Annotated in this window: 9 protein-coding genes and 1 pseudogene; all 10 read left to right on the top strand. The window is 62.5% G+C overall.

Going from position 1 to position 12,595, the window contains the following annotated elements; all coding sequences use genetic code 11:
* The first annotated feature begins 43 nt into the window (after positions 1 to 43).
* Positions 44 to 1,549 carry a molybdate ABC transporter substrate-binding protein gene (gene modA / locus FJ404_05040; protein ID MBM3822254.1) on the top strand — a complete coding sequence of 502 codons (1,506 nt, stop codon included), beginning with the start codon at positions 44 to 46 and terminating at the stop codon, positions 1,547 to 1,549.
* A complete protein-coding gene (locus FJ404_05045; protein ID MBM3822255.1) occupies positions 1,546 to 2,379 on the top strand; it encodes an ABC transporter permease subunit in 834 nt (277 codons plus the stop codon). Before modA ends, FJ404_05045 begins: the two co-directional genes overlap by 4 nt.
* 5 nt (positions 2,380 to 2,384) lie before the next feature.
* The gene (locus FJ404_05050; protein ID MBM3822256.1) at positions 2,385 to 3,020 is read left to right on the top strand and encodes an ATP-binding cassette domain-containing protein; all 636 of its coding nucleotides are present in this window, start codon (positions 2,385 to 2,387) and stop codon (positions 3,018 to 3,020) included.
* Position 3,021: 1 nt separating this feature from the next.
* Positions 3,022 to 3,807, top strand: coding sequence for a HesA/MoeB/ThiF family protein (locus tag FJ404_05055; protein MBM3822257.1), 786 nt, complete (start codon positions 3,022 to 3,024; stop codon positions 3,805 to 3,807).
* Positions 3,804 to 5,033, top strand: a complete 1,230-nt coding sequence (locus FJ404_05060; GenBank protein MBM3822258.1) for a hypothetical protein — start codon at positions 3,804 to 3,806, stop codon at positions 5,031 to 5,033. Before FJ404_05055 ends, FJ404_05060 begins: the two co-directional genes overlap by 4 nt.
* Positions 5,034 to 5,137: 104 nt before the next feature.
* Entirely contained in the window at positions 5,138 to 6,181 is a 1,044-nt protein-coding gene (locus FJ404_05065) for an FtsX-like permease family protein (GenBank protein MBM3822259.1), read from the top strand.
* A gap of 18 nt (positions 6,182 to 6,199) precedes the next feature.
* On the top strand, positions 6,200 to 6,865 hold the full coding sequence (locus FJ404_05070; GenBank protein ID MBM3822260.1) for an ABC transporter ATP-binding protein: 666 nt from the start codon (positions 6,200 to 6,202) through the stop codon (positions 6,863 to 6,865).
* A gap of 254 nt (positions 6,866 to 7,119) precedes the next feature.
* Positions 7,120 to 8,616: a hypothetical protein gene (locus FJ404_05075; protein MBM3822261.1), complete on the top strand. Its 1,497-nt coding sequence runs from the start codon at positions 7,120 to 7,122 to the stop codon at positions 8,614 to 8,616.
* Positions 8,617 to 8,966: 350 nt separating this feature from the next.
* Positions 8,967 to 9,110: pseudogene (locus tag FJ404_05080) on the top strand (four helix bundle protein).
* Positions 9,111 to 9,143: 33 nt separating this feature from the next.
* Positions 9,144 to 12,257, top strand: coding sequence for a hypothetical protein (locus tag FJ404_05085; GenBank protein ID MBM3822262.1), 3,114 nt, complete (start codon positions 9,144 to 9,146; stop codon positions 12,255 to 12,257).
* Positions 12,258 to 12,595: the final 338 nt, after the last annotated feature.

Genomic DNA, 12,595 nt, shown 5'->3' on the forward strand with positions numbered 1-12,595 from the left:
GGACGCCGGGAAGTTTGCGGCAACATCCTTCATTGCAAATGGCATGAATTTGGCACGCTTGGTCACCTTGGGTTCCCTGGGCCTGGCCGCGCTGCTTATCTTCCTCCTAGCTTGGAAGCCCGCGCCCGCCACGGGCAAGCGCCATTCATCCACGCCTCTCCCATCCCTGCTCGTGTATTGCGCGGCCGCATTGAAACCCGCGGTTGAAAAGGCCGCGCACGAGTTTGAAGCCGAGACCGGACGGCGGGTTCAAATTCAGTTTGGCGGGTCCGGAACTCTCCTCAGCAATCTGCGCATCGCGAAGCAAGGGGATCTGTTCATCGCGGCGGATGACTTCTACTTGCAAGCGGCCCGGTCCAACCAACTCGTCGCCGAAACGATTCCCCTGGCCCGCATGTCTCCCGTGCTGGCGGTGGCCAAGGGGAATCCCAAACAAATACGCAACCTTGAGGACTTGGAACGCGGGGATGTCCGCCTGGCGCTGCCCAACCCTGAAACGGCCGCCATCGGACGTTTGGCCCGCGAACGCCTGATGGCGCAAGGCCGGTGGCAAAGCCTGTCGTCGCGAGCCGTGGCGCTGAAGCCCACCGTCAACGACCTGGCGAACGATCTCAAACTGGGCAGCGCGGACGCGGCCATCGTGTGGGATGCGACGGTCAGGCAGTATCCGGAATTGGAAGCGGTTCCGGGCGAATTCCTCGGATCCGTCGAGTCGGAAATCTCCGCCAGCGTGCTCGCCTTTAGCCTGCAGCCTGCCGAAGCCTTGCAGTTGGCGCGTTTTCTCGGATCCCCGCAGCGTGGCGTTCCTCATTTCGAACGGTTCGGTTTTCGCGGAGTGGAAGGCGACGCGTGGGCGGTTCGGCCCGAGATCGTGGTCTACAGCGGAGGCGTCAATCGATTGGCCATCGAGGAAACGCTGCGGCGGTTCGAGCAACGCGAAGGCGTCAGCATTTCCCGGGTTTACAACGGCTGCGGCTTGTTGACCGCGCAGATTCGCGCCGGGCAAAAGCCGGACGCCTACGTGGCGTGCGACGTGTCGTTCTTGCAGCCGGTCGCCGGACAGTTCCACGCCGGGCTTGAACTGGCCGAGACGCGAATGGTCATCGCGGTCAAGCCGGGCAATCCAATGGGATTGAAAACGCTTTCCGACCTGGCGCGTCCGGGATTGAAACTCGGCCTGGCCCACGAGGAGCAAAGCGCCCTGGGCGCACTTTCCTTGCGAGTGTTGAGGGAGCAACACTTGGCGGATGCCGTCGCGTCCAACGTCGTCGTGCGCACGCCCACCGCGGACCTCCTGATCAACCAATTGCGGGCCGGCGCGCTCGATGCCGCGCTGGTTTACGAAGCCAATGCCAAGCCCGCCGCCGCTCATATGGACTTCTTCGTGGTCGACTGGCCAAGCGCCTTTGCGATCCAACCCGTCGCGGTCGGACGGCACACCGCTTATCCGCGGTTGATGGCCCGTTTGGTCCAGGCCCTGGCTTCTCCGGAATCGCAAGACCGGTTTGTCGCTCAAGGTTTCAAGTGGCGGAGAACCCCGAAGCCATGAAGCGCGCTTCGACCAACACCGCCCCGCTTTCCTCCGCGGACCGCCGGTTTTACGCTGCGCTGGCGGTGTTGGGCGGGAGCTATGGGGTCATGGTTGCGGCCCTGTTGCTGGCGGATCTCGCCTACACAACCCCGGGCCACCTCTGGACTTCGCTGCAATCCTCGGAAATCCGCTACGCCATCCGGCTCAGCTTGCTCTCCTGCACCCTGACCACCTTGATGTCGCTTTGGGTGGCGATTCCGCTCGGCTACCTGCTGGCCCGTCGCCGTTTTCCGGGAAGCGTCCTGGTGGATTTGTTGGTGGATATTCCGATGGTCCTGCCGCCGTTGGTCATCGGCCTCAGTTTGCTCATCCTTTTTCAAACCGCCCCGGGGCGCATGATCGAACGTGTGCTTCCGGTGACCTACGCGGTGCCCGGAGTCATCCTCGCGCAATTCATGGTCTCCTGCGCCTTTGCGGTTCGCACGATGCGCACCACCTTCGAGCAAATGAATCCCCGGGCGGAACAAGTGGCGTTGACGCTGGGATGCGGGCGGGCGGAGGCGTTTTGGCGGGTGGCGCTACCGGCCGCGAAACGCGGAGTGCTGGCGGCAGCGACCCTGGCCTGGGCTCGCTCGCTGGGAGAGTTCGGTCCGATCCTTGTTTTCGCGGGGGCGACACGGTTCAAAACCGAGGTCCTTTCAACCACGGTTTTTCTCGAATTGAGCGTCGGCAATCTTGAGGCCGCCATCGCCGTTTCACTCCTGATGGTGATGGCGGCGGTCATCGCGCTGCTGTTGCTGCGCCGCTGGGGTGGCGAACCCAACTTGGGCCAGGCCGGCCCGGCTTGACGCGTATGATTCGTATCGATCGCTTGCATGCGCACGCCGGCTCGTTCGAACTCCGCGACGTGTCGTTCGAATTGCCGTCCGGCCTCTACGGCGTCCTCATGGGCAAAACCGGTTCGGGAAAAACCACCTTGTTGGAAGCGATCTGCGGACTTCGTTGGATCAAGTCGGGTCGTGTTTGGCTGGGAGAAGAAGACGTGACAGATTGGCCGCCAGCCCGCCGGGGGATTGGGTTTGTTCCCCAAGAACCCTCGCTCTTTCCCCACTTGCGGGTGCGGGAGCAACTCGGCTTCGCCCTCTCCGTCCGAAACTGGAGCACGTCCGAACAGGCCCGGCGCGTCGATGAAATCGCGGATTGGCTCGGACTGCGCCCGTTGTTGGAACGTCCCATTCATGGACTGAGCGGAGGGGAGTGCCAGAGAATCGCCCTGGGCCGGGCGCTCGCATTTCAACCGCGGGTGCTTTGCCTGGATGAACCCCTCAGCGCCCTGGACCAGGAAACGCGAGATGCCATGTGCGAGCTCTTGGGATCTATCCAGAAACGCGCGGGGGTCACCGTGCTGCACATCACCCACAACGCGACCGAAGCCGGGCGCCTCGCCGATCGAAACTTCTTCCTCCGCGACGGCCGCATCGAATCCTGAAATGGACCCGGCCCCCCATCTCCCCTCTTCTTCCCTCACGCCCGAAGAAGAATCCATTTATGCCTGGCAATTGGACGTGCCAGGTCTGGGGGAGGAAGGGCAAAGTCGCCTGAAATCCGCCACGGTTCTCGTTTCACGCGTCGGCGGACTCGGTGGCGCCGCGGCGTGGTCGCTGGCAGCAGCAGGGGTGGGAAAGCTGATTCTGGCCCACGCGGGCAGCATCAAACCCAGCGATCTCAACCGCCAAACGCTCATGACCCAGGCCGGATTGGGACGAAGCAGGGTCGAATCCGCCGCCGAACGTTTGCGCGCGTTCAATCCACGCCTCGACATCGAGGCGATCCCGGAAAACATCTCGCCGGACAATGTGGAATCGCTGGCACAGCGAGCGGACGTGATCATCGACGCGGCCCCTCTCTTTTCTGAACGATACGCACTCAACAAGGCTTGTGTTCACCTGGGAAAACCCATGATCGAATGCGCGGTGCATGAACTGGAACTGCACCTCACCACAATTATTCCCGGCCGGACCCCGTGTTTGCGCTGCCTCTATCCTCAGCCGAACCCGCACTGGACCCGGCGCTTTCCGGTGCTCGGCGCGGTCAGCGCCACGGCGGGTTCACTCGCCGCCATGGAAGCGATCAAAGTCCTGACCGGCTTGGGCCGCCCTTTGGCCGGAAAGCTCCTCGTCGGCGACCTGCGCGGCATGTCCTGGAAGTCACTGCGAATTCACAGGGTAGCGGGTTGTGCGGATTGCGGAAATCTGGGTAAGTTAGGGGGAGCATGAAACCGCGGGTCCATCATTCACTTCCCTGCCTCGCCCTGCTTTCGTGGCTGGCGCTGGCAAGTCACGCGCTCGCTTGCCGCTATTCGGTGAGAGACACCGGGTTTGTAGACCTCGGCGAGGAGTCGTACTCGTTCGAACTGCAAGGGGTGCGGGATGCCTCCGTCATCCAACATTATCGGCGAACGGCAGTCACCGTGTTTTCCGAAGCGAACATTCAATTCACATCCGTTGAACCGAGACTCGATGAAGTGCCCGCCGCGTCTTTGCGCGACCGCAATGGGCGCCGTCTCGAATTGGCGCGCGGAACCGCTTTGCCGCTTGAACCGAAGGCCATCACCGCTCTCTTGGAGTCGGTGGCGGAATCTCCCTTGCGACGAGATCTGCAGGAGGCTTCTCTGCGCCATTTTGCCGTGGTTCTGCTGCTCGATGGCGAACGCGAAGCCGAAAATGTCCGCGTCGTTTCCATGGCGGAACAAGCCATCCGCCACATCGCGACCCAAATGCCGTCGATGCCCAAACCCGTGAAGTCACCCCCGGTCCTGCGACGCGTCTCTCAAAACCAGCAGAGCGGCGAATCCATCGCTCTCTGGGGTCTGGGACTCGACTCGGCTCGATCCGATGATCCTCGTGTGGCCGTGGTTTTCGGACGCGCCCGCCGCCTGGGCGGCATTCTCGAAGGCGCCCTCATCACTCGCACCGCCCTCCAAGAACACCTCGCCATCCTCGGCCAGGACTGCGAATGCGAATTGGACCGCTCCTGGATGAAAGGCCCGGTTCTCCCCGGACGTTGGGATCAAGACCGCCAGAAAGAAACAGCCCGGGCCCTGGGATTCGATCCTGAAAACCCCATGGTCAGAACGGAAATCAGCCGCATCGTGCATCGCGGTCCCGGCGCCGGTCCTCGCCGGAAGTTGCCGGCTCAGACCCAGGCCTTGCGCTACTCGGAAAACGCCCTGGATGAATTGCCCGCCGCGGACGTCGATCGAGAGGAGACACCTGATCCGAGCGGGAACCTCGGAAGCATCCCGCTGGAAGAGAAACCGACCGGAGACACACACGCGAAAGCGATCCCGGGGAGCCCTGCGCCAGTCACGGGACCAAACTCGCTCGCGACCGCCGCGGAAAACCCGCGACCTCTTCCCTTGAGCCTCATCGCCTTGGCAACCCTGTTGGGCGTGGGAACCATCGGATGGTGGTGGGTCAAGGTTGGAAAGGATCGCGGATGACCTTGCTGTCTCTCATTCTCCGCGAATGGCGGCATCATTGGATCAACGCCTTGTTGAGCACGGTCGGACTCACCATTGCCGTTGCCTTGCTCGTCGCGTTGCGCATGACCACCGGCGCGGCCGAGCGAGAAACGCGGCGTGTCATGCGTGACCTGGGCTTCAATCTCCGCATCATCCCAAAGACCACGGACATGGATTATTTTTGGACCCATGGCTTCTCCGATCAAACCATGCCGGAAAGCACCGTCCGGACATTGGCTGACCAGAGTGGCATTTTTGTCACCTTCAACCATCTCACCCCGGCGCTGGAAGGACGCGTCGCGCTGGCCGGAGCCTCCGCCATCCTGACCGGCTTGGGCGAAACCATCGTCAGCCCCCATGAGGGCAGGCAGCCCATGGGTTTTCGCATCAAACCGGGCGAGGCTTTCCTCGGCCACAGCGTAGCGCAACGTTTGCAGGTCAAGAAAGGAGACACGTTCGAGCTGGCAGGGAAAAAACTCCGGGTGGAGAAAGCCCTGTCTGAAAGCGGCACGGATGAGGATTTGAGGATCTTCACCTCGCTCCGCGACGCCCAGGCCGTGCTTCAATCTCCCCATCGCATCAACGAGATCAAGGCCATCGATTGCTTGTGCCTGACCGCGGATCAAGATCCTCTTTCCAAACTGCGCCAAGTCATCGAGACCGCGCTGCCGGAGGCCAAGGTGCTCCAACTTCGAACGCTGGCCGACGCGCGGGCGCGCCAGAGACAGATGGCCGAGAAAATGGCCGCCTACGCCACGCCTCTCGCCTTGGGCTTCGGCGGAACCTGGGTGGGCCTCCTCGCCTGGCTCAATGTGCGCGAACGCCGGGCGGAAATCGGATTGTGGCGAGCCTTGGGGCACGGCTCCGGACGCCTCGCCGGACTGCTCTTGGGCAAAGCAGTCCTGTTGGGACTGCTCGGCGCCGCCGCCGGCTTCGCGCTCGGAACAGGCCTTGCCCTTGCCGCCGGTCCCTCTCTGTTTCAAGTCACCGCCAAGAGCTTGCAGGCGGATCCTCAACTCCTGTGGAAAGCGCTCGCGTGGACCCCCCTTTTTGCGGCGATTGCCTCGCTCCCGCCCGCCCTGAAAGCTCTGGCCGACGACCCCGCGCTCAGCTTGCGCGCAGACTGAACCCTCATGGCTCAATCCCTGATGTCTTGCACCGGTCTGTCACGGGCTTTCCCCGCGCCCGGCGGCAGCATCCAAGCGCTGGACGAAGTCTCCCTGCGCGTCGAGCGTGGAGAATTCGTGGTGATCAAGGGTCCGTCGGGCTGCGGCAAATCAACCCTCCTCCTCACGCTGGGCGGCATGCAACGTCCGACGCGCGGTTCCGTGGTGTTCGGCGACGCGGAACTTTATGGGCTGCCCGCCACCGAGCGAAATCGATGGCGCGCACGGGAAGTCGGATTCGTGTTTCAGCTCTTCCATCTCATCCCCTATCTTTCAGTGCGCGACAACGTCGCCGCGGGCCTGGCGGAGTCGCCATCGAAAACCCCGCGTTCAATAGACGATCTGCTCGATTCACTGAAACTGTCCGACCGAGCACGGAGCTTGCCGAACATGCTCAGCGCCGGGGAGCGGCAGCGGGCCGCCCTGGCTCGAGCCCTGGTGAAGAATCCTTCGCTGATCCTCGCCGATGAACCCACCGGAAATCTCGATCCCACCAATGCGGCCATCGTGTTCGAAAAACTCTCCGCGTTCCGCGAAACGGGCGGCACCGTCGTCGTGGTCACTCATGGCCACGACACAACACCACACGCCAGCCGCACGCTCGAAATGGAACAAGGCCGCATCGTCCGGCAGTCCACCCGCTGATCCAATCCTGTAGCGAAATCCGCGCCATGAATTCCGTGCTTCCCGAAGTCGGCGGTGACCGAGTCGTCGTCGTAACGCAGACAGCCCTATCTGCTGTATCGCAGGTTGCCCAACCTGCGAGGCGGTCATGGGAACGAGGCGCTTTGGGAGAAAAAAGCGTCTTCGATTCTCGCTCCCATCGCCGACAGGCAGTCGGCGAAACAGCAGGCTCCGCAGCCTGCGCTACTCTGCCACCCACTTCGAGAGGTACCGCCATGAATTCACGCTCTCTCTTCACATTCGCGCACGGGCGGAATCCGCGGACGTTCCTCCTGATCGCTCCGCTCCTGCTGTCGCTGTCGCTGCTCGCCGCGGATTGGCCGACCTATCGCAGCGATTACGCCCGGTCAGGAATATCGACGGACACTCTGCCCGTCCGTCCGGCGGAACTTTGGAAATGGACTTCCCGCCACCGCCCTCAACCAGCCTGGCAAGGCGAAGCCAAGTGGGATGGCTACAACAAAGTCTATGATATGAAAGCGCGGCAAATCTTTGACCGCACATTTCATCCCATTCTCGCTGACGGCCGCCTGTATTTCGGATCCTCCGCCGACGACAAAATCTATTGCCTCAACGCGTCCAATGGCCGCTTGGAATGGGCCTATTTCACCGAAGGACCTGTCCGGCTCGCGCCGACCTGGCATCAGGGGAAGATCTACGCGGGATCCGATGATGGAAACATTTACTGCCTGGACGCCCAGTCCGGCACCTTGATCTGGAAACAACGCGGCGGACCCGAAGACCGCCGCATTCCGGGTAATGGCCGCGTCATCTCCGTGTGGCCGGTGCGCACTTCAGTGGTGGTGCAGGACGGGGTGGCCTATGCCGCGGCCGGCATGTTCCCGTCCGAAGGCGTGCATCTGCTGGCGTTGAACGCCGCCACCGGTGAAGTTCAGTGGCGCCAAATTCAAACGGATCTGCCCGCGCAGGGCTATCTGCTCGCATCGCGCTCGCGGCTTTATTATCCGGCCGGACGCAACAATCCCGTGGTTTGCGATCTCGCCGGCGGCAAGCGTCTGCAAGTGGTGGAGGGCGCCGGCGGCACTTATGCCTTGCTCAGCGGGGATATGCTCATCTTCGGCCCCGGCAAAACGGGACAGCTCGGAGCAGTGGAGGATGGACGCCAGGATCAACTCGCTTCCTTCGAGGGGAACCACATGATCGTCACGCCCACTCGATCGTTTCTTCACTCCGATACCGAGCTCTCCGCACTGGACCGCGCGCGCTACCTCGACCTGGCCCGACAGCGCAAGAACTTGACTCTCGAGCAAAGCCGCGTCGGCAAGCGGCTGAAGGAGCTCGCCAAGAAACCCAATGAAGAATCGTCGATGCAAAAGCTCAAGGACGATCTGACGCGGATTGGCACTCGAATCGATGAAATGACCGAGGCCATGCAAAACTGCATTCTGTGGAAGCGCCCATCCACCTGGCCGTACCACCTCATCCTGGCAGGCGAAACCCTCATCGCCGGCGGAGAGCACGAAATCGCCGGGTTCACGGCCGAAACCGGAGAACCACTCTGGACCCTTCCCGTCCAAGGCAAGGCCTACGGGTTGGCCGCTTCCTCCGGACTCTTGATCGCCACCACGGACGAGGGTGTGATCCACAGCTTCGGCAGACCCACCGCCCGGGCGTCCACTGTCCCCGCAGCGACCGCTGAGAACTCTCCGCGTTATGCCCGCAATGATGGGAGCGATGTGCATGCGCCTTAGAGCGTGTTTGGGAATTCGGCGGGGTTTTGTTTTCGCGGAAAAGGCCCGATGGCGAGGCGCGAGGAGGGAGCATGGCCGCCAGCGCCCTGTGACCGACGAGCAACAAAGCCAGCGGGCCTTTTCCGCGAAAACCCTTCGGGCGGCGGATCTTTTGCCGGCGGCCTGCGTTGGCTCGGCCGTTACAGCCCGCTTTGGGGAGGCTCCGGCCTCGCCGCCTTGGCCGCCGCCAAAATCTCTCGCCGCAGGACCCCGCCCAATTTCCAAACAGGCTCTTAGGATGAAGCCGACGCCACTTTCTTATTCTCGATCCTGCTCTAGCTCTTACTCAGAAAGCCATAAGCCACTCCAAGATCCATTTCGACCATGAGAAGCTTATCGCCTACCAACGAAGCATTGAGTTTGAGGCCTGGGCCAGTCCTTTGTTGGAAGCCAGGCCCGCCAAGCTGGCCGTTTTGGATCAACTCGACCGGGCGTCCACTTCAGTTCCGTTAAGCACGCAATTCCTTTCGCTACCCCCCTTTGACCTCATGAAAATCCGATCCACAACGCGCGCTTCCGCCATTCCTGATGCGTCCGCAAGGCATTGGCCGGGGCGCGGCGTTCACGCTGCTTCAATGTCCTCGCACCCGCTGGCAATGATTCGAGATGGGGCGACGCATCAGCGAAGCGGCGTAAACGCCGCGCCCCGGCGCTCCAGCGCGCATCACCAACCGCCTGCGGATGCACCGGCCATCGCCCGGCTATGCATCCTGGCGCTAGGGTTGGCTTTACAATGCGCTCCGCTGCTTGCCGCCACTGAACCCGGCTTGCTCTGCTGGTGGTCGTTCGGTCCCGACCGTCGGCAGGGCAGCGTCATCAAAGCGTGGCGCGGCGGCCCGGACATCACACCCTCCGGCCCAGTCCAGTTCATTGCCGACCCGCCACCGGGCCGAATCGAACTCCCGGCTCGGGGAGAACGACTTCTCGTCGCCGAGTCCGTCACGAAAGCGCTGCTTCCCAAAACTTCCCTCACCCTGGAATCGTGGGTGCGTGTCGATCGCACTCAGGAATGGGGCGGAATCTTCAGCGCGATCCAGGATAACGGCGAGTTCGAGCGCGGCCTGCTGCTCGGCTTCCGCACCGATCGCTTCGCCTTGGGCGTCGCCACCGAGAAAGCCGGACGCCTCACGTATCTTTCGGCAGACCAACCATTCGAAAAGGGCCGCTGGCATCACGTCGTCGGCACTTACGACGGCACCTGGCAGCGGCTCTACGTCAACGGAAGACTCGCCGCCGCCACCAATGAGCAAAGCGGACCCGTCTGGTACGCCACCTCCGGTCCTGTGGTGATCGGAGCCTATCAGGACCAGGACGAAAACTATCCCACCCAGGGCGCGATTCAGGAAATCCGTCTCTGGCAACGCGCCTTGGATGCGAAAGAAATCGCGGAACGTTACGCTTCGCGCCGGGCCGAGTTCCCCGCGCCCGCGCCGGAACCGATCCGGTTGGAACCTTCGTTCGGTCCGTTCGTCGATTGGGTGGACCGCGCCACCGCTCGCGTCTCGTGGGAAACCGCCTCGCCCATGCCCACGCGGCTGGAGCTCGCCGACCCGGTTCGCCAAACCCGGACTTTCACGACGCCCGAATTCACGCGCCAACACCAGGTCGAGCTCACGGGACTGCGCCGCGACACGGAGTACCGCTTCCGCCTCCATGCTCCTCTTGCAGGGGAGCAACCGCACTTCAGCAAACGTTATCTCCTCGACACTTCGTTCTATTATGAAGTCGAACCGGCCCCGCCCGGACCAACGCCTCTCGATCCAGCCCGTGCCCACGCTCGCGAAATCCTCGACCGAACCGGAATCCGCGAAGGATGGTGTGTGGTGCTCGGAGCGGTGGACGGCAGTCTGGCAATCGAGTTGGCCCGACAAAGCAGCCTCAAGCTGCTCGTCGTGGAATCCAATGAATCCGTGGCGCATCAGGTCCGCCAGCGGCTCGATGAGGCAGGCCTCTACGGGGTTCGCGCCAGCGTGCACCGCAGCGATGCCAAAAGCCTTCCCCATGGCACGTTCCTGGCCAACTTGATCGTGTCGGAACATTCCCGCGAAACCGGCCTGCCTCCAGCCTGGAGCGCGGCGGAAGTGGACCGCCTGTTGCGGCCCTCCGGCGGAGCAGTCTGGCTGCAGAGTTCCTCCGCAAGTTCCACGGCCCATCGCCGCCCGGACCCGGCGGCTTGGAAACAATGGGCGCAAGGCACTGCCTTCGCCTCCAGCCTGAAGGAAGACGCTGGGGGAATCCGGCTTCACTATCGGAAACCCCGTCTCACCGGCGCCGGTGATTGGAGCCACCAATACGGAGCGCCCAACAACGCCTCCGCGAGTCTCGACGAACACGTGCAAGGCGAACTCGAAGTCGCCTGGTGGGGCGATCCCGGACCCCGGCCCATGCCGGATCGCGGCCCGCGCAACCCCGCGCCCTTGAGCGTCAATGGGCGGCTCTACATCCAAGGCGACCGCATTTTGTTCGGATTGGATGCCTACAATGGATCGATTCTATGGACCACGATCGCTCCCGAGGTCCGCCGCACCAACATGCCTCGCGATTGCAGCAACAGCGCGGCGGATGATCAGACGCTCTATCTCGCCCACCAGCGCTATTGCATTGCCATCGATGGACAAACCGGTGTTCGAAGGACGCGCTTCGAGGTTCCGGAAACCGAGTTGAACGCCAACTCCGAATGGGGCTATCTCGCTGTCTCCGACGGACTGCTCCTGGGGAGCCGGATCAAGAAGGAATCGCGTTATCAGGGAGACGACGGTGAATGGTATGAGGACTATCAACCGGATCAAATCAGCCGGGTGGTCAGCAACATGTTGTTCGCGCTTGATCCAGGCACGGGTGACACGCGGTGGCGGTATCAGAATGGAGCCATTCTGAATTCGACCCTCACGATCGGTGACGGCATGATCTTCTTCATCGAGAGCCGCAACCCCGCCGCTCTGCAAGCAGCCACGGGCCGGATCGCTCCCGGCTTATTGACGGATCTGCGCCTCGTGGCTTTGGACCTCAAGACCGGCAAGCCGCTTTGGGAGAAGCCACATGATTTTTCCAAGCTTCAGTTCATGACCTATCTTAGCTACAGTGCGAACACGCTGGTCGCGACGGGCACGGATTCCGAGAAGCACTTTCACACCTACGCTTTCACCGCTCCAGTGCAAGGAACGGCGGACGGCAGTCCCATCGTGCTCGGCGGCGAAATGATCTGGTCCGAATCCCACAAGGAAGACAAGGGACACCATAGTGGACATCTCCAACACCCGGTGATTGTGGACGGGGTGTACTATTCGGATCAGCGATCCTTCGATCTAAAGACCGGGAAGACCTTGCGCACGGATCTGCCGGAGCGAAGGGGTTGCGGCACCATGTCGGCGAGCAAGAACGCGTTGTTTTTCCGGCATTACTTCCATGGAATGTGGGACCTGGCGAGCGACAAGCGGATCCAGTTTGAGGGCATCCGGGGTGGATGCTGGCTGGGATTGATCCCGGCGGGCGGCATGCTGCTCGCGCCAGAAAGCAGCGCCGGCTGCTCCTGCACCCACGCCATTCAGACCACCGTCGGCTACGTCCCCAAGACCTTGTCCCGCCGAAATCCCAAGCCGTAGGGATCCTTGACTGCCAAGGCAACTGCCGCGGCGACGTGATAACCGATCCCTCTGGTAGAAAGACAATGGAGACGGAGGACAATCGGTGCATCCCGAAGTTGCCGATGACCGGGTTGTCGTGGTAACGCAGACAGCCCTGTCTGCTGTATCGCAGGCTGCCCAGCCTGCGGAGCGACCAAGGGAACCAGGCGCGTGGAGAGCATGGAAGGGTCACGTTCTTCACCCGCCGGGCCGCTGCCTGATACCGTATTCCTGTCACCGCCACCACAACCTCAGTCAGCCGCATGCCCCCGTGCCGGACCGCCCCATCCATCGCTGCGTCCCGGCTCCAATCCCCG

The sequence above is a fragment of the Verrucomicrobiota bacterium genome, from assembly GCA_016871495.1.
In the GTDB taxonomy this organism is placed as follows: Bacteria; Verrucomicrobiota; Verrucomicrobiia; order Limisphaerales; family VHDF01; genus VHDF01.